Origin of the sequence: Thioalkalivibrio sp. ALgr3 (genome assembly GCF_000377325.1) — a bacterium.
Classification (GTDB): domain Bacteria; phylum Pseudomonadota; class Gammaproteobacteria; order Ectothiorhodospirales; family Ectothiorhodospiraceae; genus Thioalkalivibrio.
This window is the reverse complement of sequence record NZ_KB897976.1, coordinates 476,988-499,007: the sequence shown is the minus strand read 5'-3', so window position 1 is coordinate 499,007 and position 22,020 is coordinate 476,988. Positions and strand designations below refer to the sequence as shown.

17 protein-coding genes and 1 pseudogene are annotated in these 22,020 nt (G+C 67.7%); 8 read left to right on the top strand and 10 right to left on the bottom strand.

What is annotated here, in order from left to right:
* Positions 1–6 precede the first annotated feature (6 nt).
* The 10 genes and pseudogenes from fdxA to C998_RS0102455 form a co-directional block, all read right to left on the bottom strand.
* Entirely contained in the window at positions 7–330 is a 324-nt protein-coding gene (fdxA, locus tag C998_RS0102505; protein WP_018869273.1) for a ferredoxin FdxA, read from the bottom strand.
* Between the two features lie 50 nt (positions 331–380).
* Positions 381–1,340, bottom strand: coding sequence for a HEAT repeat domain-containing protein (locus C998_RS0102500; RefSeq protein ID WP_018869272.1), 960 nt, complete (start codon positions 1,338–1,340; stop codon positions 381–383).
* 11 nt (positions 1,341–1,351) lie between these two features.
* Positions 1,352–1,585: a ferredoxin family protein gene (locus tag C998_RS0102495; RefSeq protein WP_017942684.1), complete on the bottom strand. Its 234-nt coding sequence runs from the start codon at positions 1,583–1,585 to the stop codon at positions 1,352–1,354.
* A gap of 12 nt (positions 1,586–1,597) precedes the next feature.
* Complete coding sequence (locus C998_RS0102490) at positions 1,598–3,343, bottom strand: fumarate reductase/succinate dehydrogenase flavoprotein subunit (RefSeq protein ID WP_018869270.1); 1,746 nt, start codon at positions 3,341–3,343, stop codon at positions 1,598–1,600.
* Positions 3,340–4,131, bottom strand: a complete 792-nt coding sequence (locus C998_RS0102485; RefSeq protein ID WP_081617405.1) for a GntR family transcriptional regulator — start codon at positions 4,129–4,131, stop codon at positions 3,340–3,342. The genes C998_RS0102490 and C998_RS0102485 overlap by 4 nt, the downstream gene beginning before the upstream one ends.
* Positions 4,132–4,190: 59 nt before the next feature.
* Positions 4,191–4,970 (bottom strand): ABC transporter ATP-binding protein, encoded by a 780-nt coding sequence (locus C998_RS0102480; protein ID WP_026279439.1) that lies wholly within the window; start codon positions 4,968–4,970, stop codon positions 4,191–4,193.
* Positions 4,971–5,123: 153 nt separating this feature from the next.
* Positions 5,124–5,855 carry an ABC transporter permease gene (locus C998_RS14010; RefSeq protein ID WP_196799369.1) on the bottom strand — a complete coding sequence of 244 codons (732 nt, stop codon included), beginning with the start codon at positions 5,853–5,855 and terminating at the stop codon, positions 5,124–5,126.
* Between the two features lie 569 nt (positions 5,856–6,424).
* Positions 6,425–6,696 (bottom strand): annotated as a pseudogene (locus C998_RS15145) (competence/damage-inducible protein A); the annotation flags it as partial.
* Between the two features lie 28 nt (positions 6,697–6,724).
* Positions 6,725–7,819, bottom strand: a complete 1,095-nt coding sequence (hemH, locus tag C998_RS0102460; protein ID WP_018869264.1) for a ferrochelatase — start codon at positions 7,817–7,819, stop codon at positions 6,725–6,727.
* 72 nt (positions 7,820–7,891) lie between these two features.
* Positions 7,892–8,488, bottom strand: coding sequence for an HNH endonuclease (locus C998_RS0102455; RefSeq protein ID WP_018869263.1), 597 nt, complete (start codon positions 8,486–8,488; stop codon positions 7,892–7,894).
* Between the two features lie 349 nt (positions 8,489–8,837).
* Here C998_RS0102455 and C998_RS0102450 point away from each other — a divergent pair, with 349 nt between their 5' ends.
* The 8 genes from C998_RS0102450 (at position 8,838) to C998_RS0102415 (ending at position 22,004) form a co-directional block, all read left to right on the top strand.
* Positions 8,838–9,968 (top strand): NAD(P) transhydrogenase subunit alpha, encoded by a 1,131-nt coding sequence (locus tag C998_RS0102450; RefSeq protein ID WP_018869262.1) that lies wholly within the window; start codon positions 8,838–8,840, stop codon positions 9,966–9,968.
* Positions 9,965–10,273 carry an NAD(P) transhydrogenase subunit alpha gene (locus tag C998_RS0102445; protein WP_018869261.1) on the top strand — a complete coding sequence of 103 codons (309 nt, stop codon included), beginning with the start codon at positions 9,965–9,967 and terminating at the stop codon, positions 10,271–10,273. The genes C998_RS0102450 and C998_RS0102445 overlap by 4 nt, the downstream gene beginning before the upstream one ends.
* A complete protein-coding gene (locus tag C998_RS0102440) occupies positions 10,270–11,658 on the top strand; it encodes an NAD(P)(+) transhydrogenase (Re/Si-specific) subunit beta (protein ID WP_018869260.1) in 1,389 nt (462 codons plus the stop codon). Before C998_RS0102445 ends, C998_RS0102440 begins: the two co-directional genes overlap by 4 nt.
* Positions 11,659–12,052: 394 nt before the next feature.
* Entirely contained in the window at positions 12,053–14,287 is a 2,235-nt protein-coding gene (locus C998_RS0102435; protein ID WP_018869259.1) for a primosomal protein N', read from the top strand.
* Positions 14,288–14,381: 94 nt separating this feature from the next.
* Positions 14,382–16,145, top strand: a complete 1,764-nt coding sequence (gene argS, locus C998_RS0102430; RefSeq protein ID WP_018869258.1) for an arginine--tRNA ligase — start codon at positions 14,382–14,384, stop codon at positions 16,143–16,145.
* A 4-nt stretch (positions 16,146–16,149) separates the two neighbouring features.
* The gene (locus C998_RS0102425; RefSeq protein WP_018869257.1) at positions 16,150–16,752 is read left to right on the top strand and encodes an SPOR domain-containing protein; all 603 of its coding nucleotides are present in this window, start codon (positions 16,150–16,152) and stop codon (positions 16,750–16,752) included.
* A 2-nt stretch (positions 16,753–16,754) separates the two neighbouring features.
* The gene (hrpA, locus tag C998_RS0102420; protein WP_018869256.1) at positions 16,755–20,729 is read left to right on the top strand and encodes an ATP-dependent RNA helicase HrpA; all 3,975 of its coding nucleotides are present in this window, start codon (positions 16,755–16,757) and stop codon (positions 20,727–20,729) included.
* 18 nt (positions 20,730–20,747) lie between these two features.
* Positions 20,748–22,004, top strand: coding sequence for an FAD-dependent oxidoreductase (locus C998_RS0102415; protein WP_018869255.1), 1,257 nt, complete (start codon positions 20,748–20,750; stop codon positions 22,002–22,004).
* Positions 22,005–22,020 lie beyond the last annotated feature (16 nt).

Here is a 22,020-nt window from a genome sequence, read left to right as displayed (position 1 = left end):
AACGAATCAGCGCTCCAGCTCGGCCAGCTTGCCCGTGCGTTCGATCCACTCTTCCGCGTCGGGAAGCGGGTTCTTCGCAGACGTTATTACCGGCCAAATGGCCGCCAGCTCGGCATTCAAGTCGAGGAGATGTTTCTGATCCTCGGCCAACTCACCTTCTGGCTGGATCGCCTCGGGCGGACATTCCGGTACACACAGGTCACAGTCGATGCACTCCACCGGGTCGATCACCAACATGTTGGGTCCTTCGTGGAAACAGTCCGCCGGACACACTTCGACGCAATCGGTGTACTTGCACCTGATACAGTTCTCGTTCACTACGTAGGTCACGTTCGCCTCCTTTCGGCTAGACGTCGCACTCGTGGAATGCGCACGGCAAATCAGCTCGCCACACGCAGCTTCGATTGGGCCCACAGGGCAGTCTTGCGGACATCGGGGTCCGGATCGTCCAGAGCACTTTCCACATACGCCTGCGCCGTCGAATCACCGATCTCGCCCAGCGCGCCGACCGCAGCCTTGCGCAGGTTCGACACCGGGTCATCGGTGCACACGCCCACCGCCTCAACAGCCTGCGGGTCACCCAAAGTGCCCAGGGCCTCGACGGCCTTCTCACGTACCTGCCAGAAGGAATCACGTGTGCACTCAATCAGCGTCTCCAGGGCCAACCGCAGTCGCAGCTTGCCGATCATTGAGGCCGCCTCGGTGCGGACCTGCCAATTCTCGTCCTGCAGCCCGGCCAGCAAGGCATCACCAATCGAGTCCGGATCGCCGTACGACAGGGCGCTCACGGCGACACGCCGCACATCCGGGTCGGCGTCGTCGCGTGCCCGCTCGATCAGGACAGGAAGATTCGCCGGTGAACGCAGCCATCCGAGGACGGATACCGCCTCACGACGCACTCCGGCATCCGCATGCTGAAGCAAGGCCAGAGCTGGTTCGCAGCTCTCGGCAAGCCGCATGGGCTTGAGGGCCCCCAGTACCCCGACGATGACAAACGGATCGTCGCTCCCTTTCAGGGCACCGAGTAACGGCTGCGCAGCATCGGTATCCTTCAGGTCCGCGAGGGCATGTGCTGCAGCATTGCGGACCGCTTCGTCGCTGTCGCTAAGGGCTGCCAGCAAGGCGTCCGCAATGTCGGCGGATTCGAACTCGTCGACCACCTTGGCCGCCTCGCGGCGGACCGAAGGGTCGGGGTCCTTCAGGGCCATTGTCAGCAGATCAGCGGCTTCAGGTTCCGCACTGTCCACCAGGGCAAGCACACCCACTCGGCGCATTTCCACATCGTCGGAGGCCAGCTTGTCTGCAATGTCCTGCAGTTCGGGGTCGTCGTATTGGCTCATGTCGTCCACCTTCAGCTCAGCAGGTACGGGATATTCACGGTGACCGCGTCGGTCGGACAGTCCTTCTCGCACGGCATGCAGTACCAGCATTCGTCGTAATGCATATGGGCCTTGCCCGTGACTTCATCGATCAGCAGGACATCCAGCGGACAGACGTCGATGCAGACCCGGCACCCCTTGTCGGCGATGCACTTTTCTTCATCGACGACCACCGGGACAGTCGTCTTGTGGTTCGCTACAGGCATGTCACTTCCCCTTTATTCGGCGGCGATTTCGTCGGTGTTTTCGATCCGCATGGACTGGTAGGCCGACAGCTCGTCGTCATCCAGCGGGATGATGTAGGGGTCCACCGGACGCGTGCCGGTGCACATGGATCCGTCTTCGCCCTTGTACAGGCGGCTGTGACAGAACCAGTTCTGGTCGTCGCGCTCGGGGTGGTCGATGGAGTAGTGGTACAGCCCCCACCGGGACTCCTTGCGTGCCATTGAGGCGCGGGCAGCCATCTCGGCGCAGTCGACAATCGAGTGCACCTCGAGGGCCCTCAGCAGCTCGTGAGGATCCCGGGCGTGGAGCTTGGCCAGGTCTTCGCGCACCTGAAGGATTCGGCTGAGACCGATTTCCATCTTCTTGGTGATCTTGGGCGGCTGCAGGTAGTCGTTCACCAGGCGGCGCACCTTGTACTCCATCTGCTCCGGCGGAATGCCGTCCTCCGCATTCAGCGGTGCCATCACGCGTTCGAGTTCCGCCGCAATCAACGACTCGTCCAGGGGTGCGTCGGTCCAGTCACTGACGTAACGCGTCGCGCTCTCGCCGCAGATCTGGCCGTACACGAATGCGCCCAGCATGTAACTGTGCGGCACGGAACCCATGTCCCCAGCCGCATACAGGCCCGGCACGGTGGTCTCGCCGTGCTCGTTGATCCACACCCCGGAAGCCGAATGGCCGCTGCAGAAGCCGACCTCCGAGATGTGCATCTCCAGCATGTGCTCGCGATAGTTGGTACCGCGCCCGGCATGGAAGCGTTCGCGCGACGGGCGTTCGTTGGTATGCAGGACCGTCTCGATCTCCTGGATGGTCTCCTCGGCGAGGTGATCCACCTTCAGGTAGACCGGGCCCTTGCCCCCTTCCAGCTCGCGGTAGAACTCCAGCATCATCTGGCCCGACCAGTAGTCGCACTCGATGAAGCGCTCGCCCTGGGCATTCGCCGTGTAGCCGCCCAGCGGGCCGGTTACGTAGGCACAGGCCGGACCGTTGTAGTCCTTCAGCAACGGGTTGATCTGGTAACACTCCAGGTTCGCCAGGTCGGCGCCGGCGTGATAGGCCATCGCATGCCCCTCGCCCACATTGGTCGGGTTCTCGTAGGTGCCGTACAGATAACCGGAGGTCGGCAGGCCCAGGCGTCCCGCGGCGCCGGTCGCCATGATCACGGCCTTGGCGCGGATCAGCAGCGGCTCGGAGGTACGGGTGTTCACCGCGAAGGCCCCGGCGATCTTGCCGTCGCGATCCTTCAACAGGCGCGTGGCCTGATAGCGATTTTCCACCTTGACCCGGTTACGGCGCAGGCGCCGATACAGGATCTTCTTGACGTTGTGGCCCTCGGGCATGGGCAGCACGTAGCTCCCCATGTGATGGACCTTCTTCACGTCGTAATCGCCGGTCTCGTCCTTCTGGAAGTGCACACCCCAGGAGTCAAGCTTCTGGATCATGTCGTAGGAACGCTCGGCATAGGCCAGGACCGCCTTCTGATGGACGATGCCGTCATTCGCGGTCGTGATTTCCTTCACATACTGTTCCGGTGTGGCACGGCCCGGGATAATCGCGTTGTTCAGGCCATCCATCCCCATGGAGATTGCGCCGGAACGCTTCACGTTGGCCTTCTCCAGCAGCATCACATCCAGATCCGGGTTTTCCTCCTTGACCGTAACGGCCGCCAGCGGCCCTCCGGTTCCTCCGCCGATCACCAGGACATCCATCTCGATCGTTTTGATTTCGCTGACTTTCATAGGTACTCCTCGTTGGGATCCGTACGGAACTTGCAGTTGAACGTGTCTTCCCGGAACGTCAGGCACTCCACATCGAAGGTGCGACCGGAACGGTCGAGAAAGACGCGTGTAAGCTTCAGGACAGTGGCGTCGGCCGGAAGCGCAAGCGCTTCCCTAACCGCGGGTTCGGGGTGACAGGCTTCGATCTCGATACGGGCCCTGCGGACGCCCAGGCCCAGTCGATTCTTGACTACGTTCAGGGTGTCTAACGTCAGGTCGCGGCTGAAGATACGGCGCCCGATCGCCAGGGGTAGATAGCTCTCGCTCACCATCACTGGATGCGAGCGCAGATACTGCACCTGCCGAATACGGGTAACACGATCCTCCGGCGTCAGCCGCAACTCGCACGCTACGCGAACGGGCGGCGCAATTTCCCGCATCGAAAGAAGCCGCACGTCCACTTCGCCAACCTGGCTGGAAACGGTCTCGCCGAAGGACTCCATGCGCCGCAAATCCTGGCTTACCCGGGGTCGCGCGACGAAGATACCTCGGCCCTGCGCGGTAACGACCAGACCTTCTGCACGAAGCTCTCGGAGGGCGCGGCGCACGGTGATCCGGCTAACCCCAAAGGCCTCCATCAACTCCTTTTCGGTCGCTAGTCGTTCGTTCGGAGCACACGTGCCCCGCAGGATCTGGCGGCGCAGACTGTCTCTGACCCAGCCATACAGGTGCCTCGAGCCACCTGTATGGCTGACAGGGCGCGGCGACACATTACGTGCAAGCACTTGTTGGCGGTGTGTTTTCAGCATATGTTCTATCCTATCATAACAAGTTATGACGTGTAAGAGGATCCAGTCATTCGAATGCCCTAAACCTTCCCCTGCTGCTCGAACGCCCGTGTCGTCTCGGCGCGAATCAGGTCCAGACACTGTTTTTTCAGCTCAACGAAACGCGGGTCGGTCACGACCTCGTGGGTACGCGGGTGCGGAATGTCGACCCGGATATCCTCGATCAGGCGCCCTGGGCTGGCGCTCATTACGATGACCCGGTCGGCCAGGAATACGGCCTCTTCGATGTCATGCGTGACGAATACGATCGTCGTGTGGAATTCCTGACGCAGATCGACCAGGTTCTGCTGCATCATTGAACGCGTCTGGGCGTCCAGAGCGCCGAAGGGCTCGTCCATCAACAGCACGTCAGGGTAATTCGCCAGTGCCCTGGCGATCCCGACACGCTGCTGCATACCGCCGGATAGCTGTGCGGGATAGTGGTTGCCATAGGCCAACAACCCGACCATCCCGAGAAAGGTGCGCGCGATGCTGTCCGACACCGTCGCCGAGTGGCCGGCCATGCGCGGACCGAATGCCACGTTTTTGCGTACGCTCTTCCAGGGAAACAGCGAGTGCTGCTGAAAGACCATGCCGCGTTCAGGGCCGGGCCCCTGCACCCGCTTGCCATCGACCTCCACATACCCAGCCGTTGGCTCGACAAACCCCGCCACTGCGTTCATCAAAGTCGACTTCCCGCAACCCGAAGGACCCAGCAAGCAGATGAATTCACTGGGTTCAACCTCCAGGTTGGCGCCATCCACCGCTACGTTTCGACGGCCTCCGGTATTAAACTCAATGGATACATCCGAAATCCGGATGCGCCCCGCCTCCGGGCGAGTACCCGCTGCTCCAGCGTGAGCGGGCTTTCCGCGCGAGGGCCCCTCGCCAAATGCCCACAAATTACCAAGTCTCATTACGAACCCCGTTGCAAGATTGTTTTGACAGACGAACTGGACAGACTGTCTGCACGCTCAACGCTGCCAGCGCAAGAAGGGCCGCGTCCCGTATCGCACCAAAAGGGTCGACAAGGTTCCCAGCAGCCCGATGGTGACCATCCCCACGATGATCTGCGGGTACTGGATCAGCGAATACGAACTCCAGGTGAAGTAGCCGATACCGTACTGGCCACTGATGATTTCGCCGGCCAGCAGCGAGAACCACGCGATGCCCATGCCAATCGCCATACCCGCGACGATGCTGGGCAGCGCGGCCGGCAAGACCACATGAATCAGGATGGAGGTACTGGATGCACCCAGCGCTCGTGCGGCGCGCACCAATTCCTTGGGTGTCTGGTCAACGCCATGCATGGTGTTCAGCACGATCGGGAAAAACGCGCCCAGGAACGTTATGAAGATGATGCTGCTCTGCTCCGTCGGGAGCATCAGGATCGCCAGTGGAATCCAGGCCACCGCGGGAATGGGACGGAAGATCTCAACGTAGGGCGAGAATACGTCCTCTATCAGTCGGTTCCGGCCCATGAAGACGCCGAGTACCACCCCGGATACCGTGGCAAGTCCGAAGGCAATTGCGACCCGCTCAACGCTGGCCGCGATATGCCGATAAAACGTGTCGGAAGACAGCAACTCAACCAGCACCGCGCCCACGACACTCGGCGCAGGCACATTCTCGAAGTTGAGTAACAACCGGAAGTCATTGGTCGATGCCAGATGCCACAGACCGATCAGGGCCAGCACCGACAGGATTCGGATGGTGTAGCGGCCCCACCAGGTACCGCTGGATTTCTTGAACCAGGCGCCCGTACTCGCACCTTTGGCTGCCAGCCCGGCGCTCGCACCCACGTGGGCCTTGGCTGTCGTTACGTCCGTTCCGGACCGGACCGTAGCCCCAGCGGGAGCATCCGTTATGGTTGCGCCGCCTTCCGGCGCGGCTGGCCCGACCTTGGCCCGGTCGTCCGCAACAGACTCAATTTTGTCAGTCATCAACCATTCCTCGTTTCCGTGGATCCCGGCGAGAGGCTCGGGAGATCGAACACCCCACTTGTTCTGACGTGTTCTTACGTCCAATGAACCGAGCAGCATTTATGCCAACACGCCCGCCCAGAGAGGAAGATGGTGTAAGGGGCTGTTTACAGGGAAGCGCCTGCAACCCCAGGGCTAACGCAGGACAGCGAGGCATGGAAGGATGTGCATCACGTTCGGGCACGCCAGCCCCAATGCGGGGCGACAAATTCGAAAAACCGGGGGGTCCAGAGGACAAGTGACCGCCCGTGGCCGGGGCGCGGCTGACCGATCAGCACCCGAGCCCCCGGTGATCAGTGCTGCCGCAGGCCAGCCTGTCCCTCAGTCAGGTGGGCGCGCGGGGTTCCGCGCAACCCCGGTTCGACCTGCGGGGCCTGGCGGTCCATGCGCGGCAGGCAGGAGATGCGCAGATCGGGGAAGGTTACTTCCATCGCCTCGAGGATCGGGAGCAGCCGCTTTCGGTGACGCTCTCCAGGCGCAGGGTTTCCTCGACAGCGGCGGTGTCGCGGCGGTCGGGAAAGCGCTGCTCCAGGACCCAGCGGGCCATCGGTTCGGCCATCACGGGGCTGTTCATAACCTCGCCCTGCGCCACGCTACTGTTTAGCACCCAGCGCCAGGGCGCGTTCGCGGGCCGCCGCCCGCTGCTCGGGGCTATTGTCCGGATCCCCCAGCCACGGCGCCAGATGCCGCCCGGCGAGTTCGGCCAGGAACTGCAGATGGTCGTCGCGATCGTTGAGCGCGGGGATGTAATGGAAACGCTCGCCGCCGGCCTCGAGGAAGATCTCGCGGTTCTCGTCGGCGATCTCCTCCAGGGTCTCCAGGCAGTCGGCGGAGAAGCCGGGGCAGATCACGTCCACCGAACGCACGCCCTGGCCCGGGAGCGCCTCCATGGTCTTGTCGGTGTAGGGTTGCAGCCACTCCTCGCGCCCGAAACGTGACTGGAAGGTGACCTGCCACTGGCCTTCTTCCAGGCCCAGGGCCTGCGCCAGCTTGTGCCCGGTGGCATGGCACAGGCAGTGGTAGGGGTCGCCATTGAGCAGATAGCGCTTCGGCACGCCATGGAAGGACATCACCAGCCGTTCGGGCTGGCCGTGCTCCTCCCAGTGTTCGCGCACGCTGTTCGCCAGCGCCCGGATGTAGCCATCCTCGGCGTCGTAGCTGGCGACGAACTGCAGATCCGGCACCCAGCGCCAGCCCTTCAGCACCTCCGCCACGGCGTCGAAGGTCGAGCCCGTGGTCGAACCGGAATACTGCGGATACAGCGGCAGCACCACCACCCGGCGCACGCCCTGGCGCCGCAGCTCGTCCAGCCCTTCCTCGATCGACGGGTTGCCGTAACGCATGCCCAGCGCCACCGGCACGTCCTCGCCGGTCTGCTCCGCCAGGCGCGCGCGCACGCCCGCCGTCTGGCGCCGGCCGATGGCCAGCAGCGGCGAACCTTCGTCGGTCCACACGGTGGCGTATTTCGCCGCGCTGCGCCGCGGACGCACGTTGAGGATGATGCCGTTGAGGATCAGCCACCAGATCGGCCGCGGCACCTCGACCACACGGGGATCCCACAGGAACTGCTTGAGGTAGCGCCGCAGTGCCGGGGCGGTGGGTTCATCGGGGGTGCCCAGGTTGGTGAGCAGCACGCCGGCGTCGCGCGCCTGGCCGTGGCGGTAATCCGACTCTCCGAAGTACTTCATGACGTTCCTTAATGGCTGGATCCGGCGATGCATGGGAGTCCCGGCCACCGTCAAAGGTTCGACCGGAACGCATCAGGATAGCGCGTCGCCCTCGAGACGTCCCCGCAGCGGGCTGGTCCGCGGGAAATGGGCCTGCAGGAATTCCATCTGGTCCGCCAGCACCCGGCGTCCCTTCAGATAGATGTACTCGGCATGCGTGGGCGTGAACGGGATCGCCAGCAGCTGCATGCCGGCCTGTTCCGGCGTGCGGTCGGCCTTGTGGTTGTTGCAGCGCTTGCAGGCGGTGACCACGTTCTTCCACACGTCCTGCCCCTGCTGGCTGACCGGGGTCACATGATCGCGCGACAGCTCGCGGGCGGGGAAATGGCGGCCGCAGTAGAGACACAGGTGGGCGTCGCGCCGGAACAGGGTGGGATTGTTGAGCGGGGGGACGTAGTTATCACCCTGGCGGGCGCGGGTACCGTGGGTGGCGATAATGGAGTTGACCTCCACCAGGGACTGGCGGCCGGAACGCGCGTTGATGCCGCCGCGCACGCGATAAAGCGGTCGGCCGCAGGCGTAGGCCACCTGCTCGCAGTAATAAAGCCGCACGGCCTGTTCCAGGCCGATCCACTCCAGCGGCATCCCGGAGGCATCCGTGCGCAGGACCTGATGCTCGGTCGGTAACATGACCTCGCCCACCCTCAAGGAAACACGGATTTCCTCACGCGGCTCACGGTTCCGGCGACACCCGCGCCCGTGAACAAACCGGTGTTTCCTCGGCACGTTTTCGCACAATAAACGGCGTCGGCGCGCAATACAATTTCATCCACATGAATCGTCCCGTCGCCATACTCCGGCTCGGACTCCGGTTTATGCGCGACGGCGATTCCGCTACACTCACGGGCTCGTTTTTCGCTGCGGGGCGCTTTCGGCCCCGCGGCATCCGGTTTTTCCACCACCCGCGAGCGTGGTCGTGCCTCCCTTTGCCATTGGGGCCATCGGGATTGCGGGAACGCACGGCCCGGGGAGAAAGCGCATGGCAATCAGACTAACCGTACCCAAGGAGAGTGCCAGCGGCGAACGCCGTGTCGCACTGGATCCGCTGGTCACCGGCAAATTCGGCCAGCTGGGCGTAACCGTTCAGGTCGAGAAGGGCGCCGGCGAAGCCGCCGGTTTCCCCGATTCGGCCTACGAGGGCGCCACCCTGCTGGACACCGAGGCCGCCTATTCACAGTCGGACATCATGGTCCGCGTGGCGCCGCCCACGGTCGATGAGGTCAACCGACTGCCGGAAGGCTCGACGCTGGTGGGGCTGTTCCACGCCCACCGTCATCCCGACGTCGTCCGGGCCATGCAGGAGCGGCGCATCCAGAGCTTCGCGATGGAGCTGATTCCGCGCATCTCGCGCGCGCAGAGCATGGACGCGCTGTCCTCGCAGGCGGCCGTGGTCGGTTACAAGGGCGCCATCCAGGGCGCCGACCTGGCCTGCCGCTTCTTCCCGATGCTGACCACCGCGGCCGGCACCATCCGTCCGGCCAAGGTGATCGTGATCGGCGCCGGCGTGGCCGGCCTGCAGGCGATCGCCACGGCCAAGCGTCTGGGCGCGATCGTCGAGGCCTACGACGTGCGCTCGGCGACCAAGGAGCAGGTGGAATCGCTGGGCGCGAAGTTCCTCGACCTGGGCGTATCCGCCGAGGGCGAGGGCGGCTACGCCCGCGAACTGACCGCCGAGGAAAAGAAGCAGCAGCAGGATGCGCTGGGCGAATTCATCGCGCAGGCCGACGTGCTGATCACCACCGCGGCGATCCCGGGCCGCGAGTCCCCGAAGCTGGTGCCCGAAGACATGGTCAAGGGCATGAAATCCGGCGCGGTGATCGTGGACCTGGCCTCGGAAGGCGGTGGCAACTGCGTGCTGACGCAGCCCGGCGAGACCATCACCCAGCACGGCGTAATCATCCACGGCCCGCTGAATGTGCCGTCGCAGGTTCCGCTGCATGCCTCCGAGATGTATGCCAAGAACCTGCTGAATTTCCTGACCCCGATGCTTCCCGAGGGCGAATTCCAGCCCGATTGGGAAGACGAGGTCATCGCCCAGAGCGTGCTCACGCGTGACGGCGAGATCGTGCATGCCGCCACCCGTGATGCCATCCAGGGAGCTTCCTCATGATCGAGATCTCAGGTTTCGTAGCGCTGTATATCTTCATGCTCGCGGCCTTCACGGGCTTCGAGGTGATCTCCAAGGTGCCGGTCATCCTGCATACCCCGCTGATGTCCGGTTCCAACTTCGTCCACGGGATCGTCCTGGTCGGGACCATGGTCGCGCTGGGCCACGCCCAGACGCCGCTGGAGCAGGCGATCGGCTTTATCGCCGTGATCCTGGCCGCGGGTAACGCGGCCGGCGGCTACGTGGTCACCGAACGCATGCTGGAGATGTTCAAGTCCAGCAAGGACGACAAGGGAGACAAGGCATGAGTCTGATCATCAACCTCGCCTACTTCGTGGCGGCGGTGCTGTTCATCGTCGGCCTGAAGCAGATGTCGTCGCCGACCACCGCCCGGCCCGGCATCATCTGGGCCGGTGTCGGCATGCTGCTGGCCACTCTCATCACCTTCGTGCACCCGGAGATCTCCGGCGGCGTGAACTACACCCTGATCGTTCTGGGTATCGCCATCGGCGGCGCGCTGGCCTGGTGGAGCGGCAAGAAGGTCCAGATGACCGACATGCCGCAGATGATCGCGCTGTACAACGGCATGGGCGGCGGCGCCGCGGCCGGCATCGGCGCAATCTACCTGCTGCAGGCCACCCCCGAAACGGTCACCACCACCGGCCTCGCCATCGCGGTGATCGGCTCGGTGATCGGCTCGGTGGCGTTCTCCGGCTCGCTGGTGGCCTACGCCAAGCTGCAGGGCCTGATGAAGAAGACCCTGAACTTCCCCGGGCAGCAGCTGCTGAACCTGGTGATCATCGCCCTGGTGGTGATCCTCGGCTTCATGATGGCGCTGGGCGACGGCACCATCGGCGGCGGCACACTGCTGGCGTTCTTCATCCTTTCGCTGGCCTTCGGCGTGCTGATGACCCTGCCGATCGGCGGCGCCGACATGCCGGTGGTCATCTCGCTGTACAACGCCCTGACCGGCCTGGCCGTCGGCTTCAAGGGCATCGTGCTCGACAACCCGGCCCTGATGATCGCGGGTATCGTGGTCGGTGCCGCCGGCTCGCTGCTGACGCAGCTGATGGCCCAGGCCATGAACCGGCCGCTGAAGAATATCCTCTTCAGTCAGTTCGGTGGTGGTTCCGCCGCCGCGGAAGAGGAGATCGAAGGCACGATGAAGGAGATCCAGGCCAACGACGCCGGGATCATGATGGCCTACTCCAGCAAGGTGATCATCGTGCCCGGCTACGGCATGGCCGTCGCCCAGGCCCAGCACAAGATCTGGGAGCTGACCGAGCTGCTGCAGAAGCGCGGCGTGGACGTGAAGTTCGCGATCCACCCGGTGGCCGGCCGCATGCCCGGGCACATGAACGTGCTGCTGGCCGAGGCCGGCGTGCCGTACGACATCATCTATGACCTCGACGAGATCAACGACGAGTTCAAGACCGCCGATGTCGCGATGGTGATCGGGGCGAACGACGTGGTGAATCCGGTCGCCCGGACCAACCCCGATTCGCCGATCTACGGCATGCCCATCCTCAACGCCGACGAGGCGCAGAACGTTATCTGCGTCAAGCGCGGCCGCGGTTCCGGTTTCTCCGGCATCGAGAACCACCTGTTCTATGCCGAGAACAACCGCATGCTGTACGGCGACGGCCAGAAGGTCGCCGCGGAGCTGGTGGCCAGCGTCAAGGCGCTCGGCTGAAGCTCGCGGCCGGAGGGCGGCATCGCCGCCCCTCCGGGACGCCCCGGACGGACCCGGAGACCCGGCCCCTGTGGCCGGGTTTTTTGTGCCGGCACGCCGTGCGCGGCCCGCAACTTGTACACAACCCCTACAGGTCCCGCGCTCGCCCGGCGACCATGGCGCACTTGCAGCAACGTGCGCTCAAACGAGCTTACATAATCTCGATATGTCTTTGTTTTTTAAGTTTTTCTTAGAAAGATGGTCATTCCGTAACCAATTTGTCATCGTCCGCGACAGTACAAGGGTTTAGGAAGTTTCCCACCGCTTCTTCCACAGAGTTATCCACAGGTTCTGTGGAAAACCTCGCCCCACCCACGGACTCGGGAGGCGTGGCCACGTCGCGTACACTGACCCCATGCCCGACACCCCCTCATCCACACCGTCCATCGTCCGGGTCGCCATCGACCGCCCGCTGGACCGCCTGTTCGACTATCGCACGCCGCCGGATCGCGACGTGCGGCCCGGCATGCGCGTGCGGGTCCCGTTCGGCCCCACCCGCCTGACCGGGGTGGTGATCGAAACGGGGGTCACCAGCGAGATGGAACCCGAGCGCCTGCGTGCGATCAGCGAAGTGCTGGACGCCACCCCGATCCTCCCCGACTCGCTGCGTGAACTGCTCGGCTTCGGTGGCCGGTACTACCACCACCCGATCGGCGAGGTGGTGCTGGGGGCCCTGCCACCCGCCCTGCGTCGCGGCCGGCCACTCCCGCAAGCCGCCACGCCCGAACCGCTGTGGGCGGTAACCGAGCAGGGACACCGCGCCCTGGCCGACGGCGCCGTGCGCGGCGAACGCCAGCGCGCCATCCTCGCGGCGCTGGCCGACCCCGACAGCGCCCCCGGTGGTCGCCTTGATCGTCCGACCCTGGCCGGCATCCTCGGCCGCCGACCCGCCCCGCGCGAGCTGGAACGCCTCGCCGAACGCGGCTGGCTGGAGTGCCGCGCCCCGGAACACCCGACGGATGCCCCGCCGGAGGCCGATAGCGCGGCGGGGCGCCCCCTGACCCCCGAACAGCAGGCCGCGGTGGACGCGCTCACCCCCGGCGAAGCCCGACCCCTGCTGCTGGAGGGCGTGACCGGCTCCGGCAAGACCGAGGTCTACCTGCGAATGGCGGAACGGGTCGTCGCGCGTGGCGAGCAGGTCCTGGTGCTGATCCCCGAAATCGCCCTGACCCCGCAGCTGGCGGCCCGTATCCAGGCGCGTTTCCCCGGCCGGGTCGCGCTGCTGCACTCCGGCCTGGCCGAGGGCGAACGGCTGCGGGCCTGGGCCAGCGCGGCGCGCGGCGAGGCCCGGGTGGTGGTGGGCACCCGTTCGGCGCTGTTCACGCCGCTACCCGAGCCCGGCCTGATCGTGGTCGACGAGGAGCACGACGCCGCGTTCAAACAGCAGGACGGCTTTCGCTACAACGCCCGCGACCTCGCGATCAAGCGCGGCCAGCTGGAGGCCATCCCGGTGGTGCTGGGCTCGGCCACGCCGACCCTGGAGACCCTGCAGGCCGCCCGCCAGGGCCGCTACACCCACTGCCCGCTGCGCACCCGCCCCGACGGCACGGCCCCGCCGCGGATCGAGGCCGTGGACACCCGGGTCCACACCCCCGACGAGGGGCTGACCTCGCCGCTGCTGGACGCCATGCAGGCCACCCTCGCCGGCGATCAGCAATGCTTCGTCCTGCTCAACCGGCGGGGCTATGCCCGCACGCTCGCCTGCGATCACTGCGGCTGGGTGGCCGACTGCCGCCACTGCGATGCCCGCCTCACCGTGCACGCCGGCAACCCGCGGGCGGTCTGTCACCTGTGCGGGCACCACGAACCGGTCCCCGACCGCTGTCCGGACTGCGGGGCCGAACTGGCCCGCCGGGGGCTGGGCACCCAGCGCCTGGAACAGGCCCTGGCGCGGCACTTCCCGCAGACCCCGCTGATCCGGCTGGACCGCGACAGCATCCGCCACAAGGGGGCGCTGGAGGAAGCCCTGGAGCGCATCCGTTCGCTGGACGCGGCGATCGTGGTCGGCACCCAGATGCTGGCCAAGGGCCACGACTTCCCGCGCGTGGGACTGGTGGGCGTGGTGGACGTCGACCAGGGCCTGTACTCGGTGGACCTGCGCGCCGCCGAACACACCCTGCAGCTGATCGTGCAGGCCGCCGGGCGCGCCGGACGCGGCGAAGCCGGCGGACGGGTGCTCCTGCAGACAGGGCACCCGGAGCATCCTCTGATCCGCGGTCTGGACGCCGCGGACTACACCGCCATGGTGCGCCCCCTGCTGGACGAACGCGCGGAGAGCGGCTTCCCGCCCTTCGGTCATCTGGCCCTGGTGCGGGTGGAGGCCGAGGACGCGAACACCGCGGAGACCCGCGCCGGCGAGGTGGCCGCGCCCCTGCGCCGCGCGGCTGCGCCCGGCGTGCGCGTCCTGGGTCCTGCCCCGGCCCCGCGCCACCGCGTGAACCGGCGCTACCGCGAGCAGATCCTGGTGCAGTCCGGCGACCGCCGTGCCCTGCACGCGACCCTGCATCAGGCGCGCCGGGCCTGGGAGGGGCTGACCCTGCCGCGCGAGGTGCGCATCGCGCTCGACGTGGATCCGGTCAGTCTCGCCTGAAGCGGCCCTGTTCGCCTGCAAGCAGGCGAACAGGGCGGCATCCCGGGGCCCGAAAGGTTAGAATGCGCGTTTTGCCAGCACGGACCCGCGACCCTTGAAAGACACCCTGACCCAGGCCCTGGAAACCGCCCTCGCAACCCTCGTCGCCGACGGCCGCGTGCCGGCCGATCATGGCGTGTCGGTGGAGGTCAGCCGCGCGCGCGACCGCGAGCACGGCGACTTCGCCAGCAACCTCGCCATGCAGCTGGCCAAACCCGCGCGCAGCAAGCCGCGCGACCTGGCCGAGGCCCTGACCGCCGCAATGCCCGAGGTCCCCGGCCTGGCCAGCACCGAGATCGCCGGTCCCGGCTTCATCAACTTCCGCCTGGCCGCCGATGCGCGCACGCAGGTGCTGGGGCACATCGCGGAACGGGCCGGCGATTTCGGCCGCTCGAACGCCGGCGGCGGACGCCCGGTGCAGGTGGAATTCGTCTCCGCCAACCCCACCGGGCCGCTGCACGTGGGTCATGGCCGCGGGGCGGCGTTCGGCGCGACGGTCGCCGACCTGCTGGACTTCTCCGGCTACGACGTCACCCGCGAGTACTACGTCAACGACGCCGGGCGGCAGATGAACATCCTCGCGGTCAGCGTGTGGATGCGCTATCTCGAGCGCCACGGCGTGGAACTCCCGTTCCCGGCCAACGGCTACCGGGGCGACTACATCTACCCCGTCGCCGATACCCTGACCCGGCACATCGGCGATCGCGGCGTGCATCCGGCCGCGGACGTCACCCGTGACCTGCCGCCCGACGAACCCGACGGCGGCGACAAGGAGACCTACATCGACGCGCTGGTGACGCGCGCACGGGACCTTCTGGGCGAGGCGCTGTGGGACGAGTTCTTCGAAGGCGGCCTGAACGCCATCCTCGAGGACATCCGCGACGACCTGCGCGAGTTCGGGGTGGAATACCAGTGCTGGTTCTCCGAACGCAGCCTGGCCGACTCCGGCGCGATCGACGCGGCGGTGGAGGACCTGCAGGCGCGCGGCGCGCTGTATGAACAGGACGGCGCGCTGTGGTTTCGCTCCAGCGACTTTGGTGACGACAAGGACCGCGTGGTGCGCCGCGAGAACGGCGACTACACCTACTTCGCCTCCGATATCGCCTACCACCGCGAGAAGTTCCAGCGCGGCTTCGACCGGGTGATCAACATCTGGGGCGCCGACCACCACGGCTACGTCCCGCGCGTGCGCGCCGCCCTGCAGGCCCTGGGCCTGGAGGCCGACCGCCTGGACGTGCTGCTGGTGCAGTTCGCGATCCTCTACCGTGGGGGCGAACGCCTGCCGATGTCCACCCGCGCCGGGCAGTTCGTCACCCTGCGCGAGCTGCGCGACGAAGTCGGATCGGATGCAGCTCGCTTCTTCTACGTGCAGCGCCGCTGCGACCAGCACCTGGACTTCGACCTCGACCTGGCCAAGTCGCAGTCCAACGACAACCCGATGTACTACATCCAGTACGCCCACGCGCGCATCAGTAGTGTGCTGCGCACCGCGGGCGAACGCGGCCACCAGCCCGCCGCAGCACAGGCCGACGGCCTCGCCGAACGGCTCGTCGAGCCGCACGAGGACGAGCTGCTGGACCGCCTGGACCGCTTCCCCGAGGTGGTCGCGGCCGCCGCGCAGGCCTGCGAGCCGCACCAGATCGCCCAGTACCTGCGCGAACTGGCCGGTGGCTTCCACACCTATTACAACGCCGTGCCGTTCCTCAACGCCGGAGACGACGAGCTGATCCGGGCCCGCCTGGCGCTGGTGACCGGCATCAAGCAGGTGCTGGGTAACGGCCTGCGCCTGCTGGGCGTGCACGCCCCGGAGCAGATGTAACCCCATGGCCCAGGCCCGCAAGGTACGCCGCAAGCCGGCACAAAAGAAAGAACGCGGTCCGCTGCCCGGCTGGGTCTGGCTGCTCGCCGGCCTGCTGATCGGGCTGGGCGTGGCCGCGGTGCTGTACCTCCAGGGGGCGGATCGCCCCGACAGCCTGAGCGACTGGCTGAGCGAACGCGATCGCCCCGCGGCCGAACCGCGTCCGGAACCCGTGCCCGACCCCGCTTCCGAACGCGAGCCCGAGCGCGAGGAGCCGCGCTTTCGCTATTACGAACTCCTGCCCGAGGACGAAGTGACGGTGCCCGACGCGCCCGCCCGCGACGATGCGGATACCGACGCCCCGCCCGCGCCGCTGGATACACCGGATGCCGACGGGCCGGTGGTGCTGCAGACCGGCTCGTTCCGGCGCGCGGAGCAGGCCGACGAGATGCGCGCCCGGCTGACCCTGCTGGGCCTTTCCCCCGAGGTCCGCGAAGCCGAGATCGACGGCGACACCTGGTACCGCGTGTACCTCGGGCCGTACAACGATCCCGAGCGCACCCGCGAAGTCCTCGAGCGGCTGCGCTCGGAAGGCATCGAGGCCCTGCGCCTGCGCGACCGGGGCTGACCATGGAGACCGGGGAGAGCGCCGCGCCGGATCTCGACGCGCTGTCCGCCGAAGTCGACGGTCTCCAGCGCATCGCCGAACGGCGTGACCTGCAGGACCTGCTCCGCCGCGCGCGACGCCGGCGCGACCGTGGCCAGGCGTTCGACCGCCTGGCCCGCAACCTGCAGCAGCGCCTCGCGACGGAACAGCAACGCGAGGCCGCGGCCGAAGCGCGGCGGCCGCAGCCGGTGTATACCGGGGGCCTCCCGGTGCACGCGGAACGCGACCGGATCATCGAGGCGATCCGCACCCACTCCGTGATCGTGCTCTCCGGCGAGACCGGCTCCGGCAAGACCACCCAGCTGCCCAAGCTGTGCCTGGAGGCCGGACGCGGTCGCGGCGGGCTGATCGGCCACACCCAGCCGCGGCGCATCGCCGCGCGCTCGGTGGCCGCACGCATCGCCGAGGAGCTGGGCACCCCGCTGGGCGAGGAGTCCGGCGCCGCGGTGGGCTGCAAGGTCCGCTTCTCCGACCGCACCGGGCCGGACAACTTCGTCCGCCTGATGACCGACGGCATGCTGCTGGCCGAGATGGCCCACGACCCCGAGCTGCTGGCCTACGACACCGTCATCGTCGACGAGGCCCACGAGCGCAGCCTCAACATCGACTTCCTGATGGGGGTCCTGCAGCGCCTGGTGCGCAAGCGCCCGGAGCTGCGGGTGATCATCACCTCGGCCACCCTGGACCCGGAACGCCTGTCGCGATTCTTCGACGACGCCCCGATGATCGACGTGCCCGGGCGCACCTATCCGGTCGAGCTGCGCTACCGCCCGCTGGAAGCGGACACCGCGGACGCGGGCGAGGGCGAGGGCGAGGGCGAGGACGATGACGGCGGCGAACGCGACCTGTTCACCGGCATCCGCGACGCGGTGCGCGAATGCCGCCGCGCCGGCCCCGGCGACATCCTGGTGTTCCTGCCGGGCGAACGCGAGATCCGCGATGCCCACCGCGCCCTGCGCGGCGAGGAATCCGCGCCCGACACCGAGGTCCTGCCGCTGTACGCCCGGCTGTCGGCGCGCGAGCAGTCGCGGGTGTTCCAGGCGCACTCGGGCCGGCGCATCGTGCTCGCCACCAACGTCGCCGAGACCGCGCTGACCGTGCCCGGCATCCGCTACGTGATCGACTCCGGGCTGGCCCGGGTGTCGCGTTATTCGTGGCGCACGCGGGTGCAGCGGCTGAGCCTCGAACCGGTATCGCAGGCCGCCTGCGACCAGCGCGCCGGCCGCTGCGGCCGCCTCGGGCCGGGGGTCTGCATCCGCCTGTTCTCCGAGGAGGACTACCAACAGCGCCCGGCCTTCACCGACCCGGAGATCCAGCGCTCCAATCTGGCCTCGGTGATCCTGCAGATGGCCGCGCTGAAACTGGGCGACCCGCGGCGCTTCCCGTTCGTCGACCCGCCGGATTCACGCCTGATCAAGGACGGCTACCGCCTGCTGGAGGAACTGGGCGCGGTGGATGCCGACCATCGCCTGCAGGAGCGCGGCCGCCAGCTCTCGCGCATGCCGGTGGATCCGCGCCACGGGGCGATGCTGCTGGCCGGCGCCGAGCATGGCTGCGTGACCGAGACCGCCACCATCGCCGCGTTCCTGTCCCTGCAGGACCCGCGCGAGCGCCCCGCCGACGCCACGCAGGCGGCCGACACCGCGCATGCCGAGTTCCGCGTCGAGGGCTCCGACTTCATGGGCATGCTGCGGCTGTGGCAGGCCTGGCACGACGCGCGCGAGGCGCGCGGCTCGAACGCCCTGAAGCGCTGGTGCCGCGAGCACTTCCTCAACTTCATGCGCATGCGCGAATGGCAGGAACTGCGCAGCCAGCTGCTGCGCCTGGCGCGCGACATGGAACTGCACCCGGGCCGCGCGACGGCCGAACCCGAGTCCGTGCATCGCGCCCTGTTGAGCGGGCTGGTCAGCCAGATCGGGCAGAAGACCGAACGCGGCGACTACCTCGGCGCGCGCAACCGCCGCTTCCAGATCCATCCGGGCTCGGTGCTGGCGAAGAAAAAGCCCAACTGGGTGGTCAGTGCGGAGATTGCCGAGACCACCCGGGTGTATGCCCGCGAGAACGCGCGCATCGAACCCGACTGGCTGCTGGAGGTGGCCCCGCACCTGCTGCGCCATCATATCTTCGAACCCCATTTTCAGCGTCGGAGCGGGCGGGTGGGCGCCTACGACCGCATCACCCTCTACGGCCTGGTGGTCGCGGCGAAGAAGCCGGTGGACTTCGCCCGCCACGACCCCGAGGAGGCCCGGCGCATCTTCATCCGCGAGGGACTGGTCGGCGGCCAGCTGCGCACCCGTTCGCGCGGCGTGCGCGCCAACCGCGAGGCGGTGGCCGCGATCACCGAGGAGGAGGCCCGCGGCCGGCGCCGCGACCTGCTGGCCGAGGAGGACCGGCTGTTCGAGTTCTACGCCGCGCGCATCCCGGACGACGTGCGTGACGGCCCGTCGTTCGAGCGCTGGGTGCGCAAACGCGAGCAGAAGGACCCCGATTGCCTGCGCATCGACCCCGCCGAGCTGCGCAACGAACCCGAAGAATCCCTGCCGCAGGGCGCCTACCCCGACCACCTCGAACTGGAGGGCCTGCGCCTGCCGCTGCATTACCGCTTCGAGCCCGGGCAGGAAGACGACGGGGTGACCGTGGACGTCCCGGTGGCGGTACTCAACGCGGTGCCCGACTGGCTGGGCGACTGGCTGGTGCCGGGCCTGCTGGAGGAGCGGGTCACGGCGCTGCTGAAGAGCCTGCCGAAGAGCCTGCGGCGCCAGTTCGTGCCCGCCCCGGACTTCGCCCGCGCCGCGCTGGCCCGGCTGGAGCACCGCCAGGGCCCGCTGCTGCCGGCGCTGGCGGAAGAACTGGAGCGCATGACCGGCACCGCCATCCCGCCCGATGCCTGGCGCCCGGACACGCTCGAACCGCACCTGATCCTGCGCTTTCGCATCCTCGACCCGGAGGGGCACGAGCTGACCGCCGGGCGCGACCTGCCGGCGCTCAAGGCCGAACTGGGCGGCACCGCGGAGGCCACCTTCGACCCCGGCCCGACGAGCGGCCCCCAGCGCGAGGGCATCACCGAATGGGACTTCGGCGCGTTGCCGGAGAGCGTGGAGCACGAACACCAGGGCGCCCGCATGCGCGCCTTCCCGGTGCTGGTGGACCGCGGCGACAGCGTGTCGCTGGAACTGGAACCCGATCCGGCCGCGGCCGAACGCCGCCATCGCGCCGGGCTGCGCCGGCTGTTCCTGCTGGCCCTGCGCCCGGCGGTGCGCGATCTCAAACGCCAGCTGCCGGACATGGACCGGGCCAGCCTGCACTACGCCACGCTGGGACAAGGCCGGGGTGAGGGCATCGCCCTGCGCGACCAGGTGCTGGAGGCGGCGGCCGACCGGGTGTTCCTCGCCGACGCCCCGGAACAATGGCCGCGCGATGCCGAGGCCTTCGCCGAGCGACTGGAAGCCGGGCGCAGCGAACTGGGTCCGGCCGCTACCGAACTGGCCCGCCTGGCAGCCGACATCCTCGCCCGCTGGCACGACCTGCGCAGCCGGCTGCACGGCGATCTGCCGCTGTCCTGGATCGAGGCGGCGCGCGACATCCGTGACCAGCTCGACGCCCTGGTCCCGCCGGATTTCCTGCTGAGCACCCCGCCCGACGTGCTGCCCGAGTTCCCGCGCTACCTGCAGGCCATCGACCGGCGCCTGGAACGCCTGTCCCGGGCCCCGGACAAGGACCGCGCCGGCCGGGTGGCGGTGGAACCGCTGTGGCAGAAGGCCCGCGACCTGCTGGAGCGCCGTCCCGACGACCCCGACGTCCTGGCCTTTCGCTACCGCATCGAGGAGTTCCGCGTATCGCAGTTCGCCCAGGAGCTGGGCACCCGCGAAAAGGTCTCGGCACAGCGCCTGGAACGCGAGTACGACACGCTGATCAAACGCTTTGCCGGATCTTTGTAGGCAACGGGAGGGGAGCGCATGCATGTGGTGGTCATCGGAGCCGGCGTGATGGGGGTCACCACCGCGTGGTATCTGCGCGAGGCCGGACTCGATGTCACCCTCCTGGATGCCGCGACGGAACCGGCGGCCGGCGCCAGCCATGCCAACGGCGGCATGCTGCACGCCAGCCATGCCGAGCCCTGGAACACCCCCGGCGTGGGCCTCGACCTGCTGCGCTATCTGGGGCGCGAGGACTCCCCGCTGCTGATGCGCCCGCGCGCCCTGCCGGGACTGGCCGGCTGGGGTCTGCGGTTTCTGTGGCACAGCCGGCGTTCGGCCTTCCAGCGGCACGCCCTGGTCAACGCCCGCCTGGCCGCCTTCTCCCTGCGCGAGACCCGGCGCCTGAATCGGGAGCTGGCCGGCTCCGGCCTGGACTTCAACTTCCGTGAATCCGGCATCCTCAAGGTCTTCCGCGACCCGCAGAGCCAGGCCCGCAATCGGCATGCGGCCGAGGCCATGCAGGACGAGGGCGTGCGGTTCGAGGCCTGGGAAACCGAGCAGGTGATCACCCGCGAACCGGCGCTGGCCGGGGTACGGGACGAACTCTGCGGCGGGCTGTATTTCCCGGATGATGCCATCGGGGATGCGCGCCGCTTCACCACCGGACTGCTCGAGCTGGCGCGGGACCGCGGCCTGCGCTACCGGCCCGCGACACGCGTGCGGCGACTGCGCACGTTCCAGGGGCGAATCGACGCGATCGAGACCGATGAGGGACCAATCGCGGCCGATGCCTGCGTAGTCGCGAGCGGACACGAGGCCCCGGCGCTGCTGCGCCCGCTCGGGCTGCACCTGCCGGTGGCCCCGGTGAAGGGCTATTCCCTGAGCCTGACGATGGATGCCTCACGGCGACTGAACCTGCCGCTGATCGACGACGCCAACAAGGTGGTCATGACCCCGCTGGGCGATCAGCTGCGGCTGGCCGGCACCGCCGAGTTCGCCGGCACCGACGCGCGCATGGAACCCCGACGCGCAGCCAACGTGCTGGCCCAGTGCCGGCGCACGCTGACCGCGCTGCCGGCGGAGCTCGACCGCGAGACCATGGCCCCGTGGGCCGGGCTGCGCCCGATGAGCGATCGCGGTACGCCGATCCTGGGGCCCACGGCGGTACCGGGTCTGCATCTCAACACCGGCGCCGGGCATCTCGGCTGGACCTTTGCCTGCGGCGCGGCGGCGCTGGTGCGCGACGGGCTGCTGGGGCGGGCGCCCGAGGCCTCGCTGGAGGACTTCCGGCTCTGAGACGGGCGCACACGGG

Excerpts from the sequence above, each read along its gene's own strand:
- C998_RS0102500 (WP_018869272.1), bottom strand. The coding sequence starts at position 1,340 with ATGAGCCAATACGACGACCCCGAACTGCAGGACATTGCAGACAAGCTG.
- C998_RS0102495 (WP_017942684.1), bottom strand. The coding sequence starts at position 1,585 with ATGCCTGTAGCGAACCACAAGACGACTGTCCCGGTGGTCGTCGATGAA.
- C998_RS0102490 (WP_018869270.1), bottom strand. The coding sequence starts at position 3,343 with ATGAAAGTCAGCGAAATCAAAACGATCGAGATGGATGTCCTGGTGATC.
- C998_RS0102485 (WP_081617405.1), bottom strand. The coding sequence starts at position 4,131 with ATGCTGAAAACACACCGCCAACAAGTGCTTGCACGTAATGTGTCGCCG.
- hemH (WP_018869264.1), bottom strand. The coding sequence starts at position 7,819 with ATGAAGTACTTCGGAGAGTCGGATTACCGCCACGGCCAGGCGCGCGAC.
- C998_RS0102455 (WP_018869263.1), bottom strand. The coding sequence starts at position 8,488 with ATGTTACCGACCGAGCATCAGGTCCTGCGCACGGATGCCTCCGGGATG.
- C998_RS0102450 (WP_018869262.1), top strand. The coding sequence starts at position 8,838 with ATGGCAATCAGACTAACCGTACCCAAGGAGAGTGCCAGCGGCGAACGC.
- C998_RS0102445 (WP_018869261.1), top strand. The coding sequence starts at position 9,965 with ATGATCGAGATCTCAGGTTTCGTAGCGCTGTATATCTTCATGCTCGCG.
- C998_RS0102440 (WP_018869260.1), top strand. The coding sequence starts at position 10,270 with ATGAGTCTGATCATCAACCTCGCCTACTTCGTGGCGGCGGTGCTGTTC.
- C998_RS0102435 (WP_018869259.1), top strand. The coding sequence starts at position 12,053 with ATGCCCGACACCCCCTCATCCACACCGTCCATCGTCCGGGTCGCCATC.
- C998_RS0102425 (WP_018869257.1), top strand. The coding sequence starts at position 16,150 with ATGGCCCAGGCCCGCAAGGTACGCCGCAAGCCGGCACAAAAGAAAGAA.
- hrpA (WP_018869256.1), top strand. The coding sequence starts at position 16,755 with ATGGAGACCGGGGAGAGCGCCGCGCCGGATCTCGACGCGCTGTCCGCC.
- C998_RS0102415 (WP_018869255.1), top strand. The coding sequence starts at position 20,748 with ATGCATGTGGTGGTCATCGGAGCCGGCGTGATGGGGGTCACCACCGCG.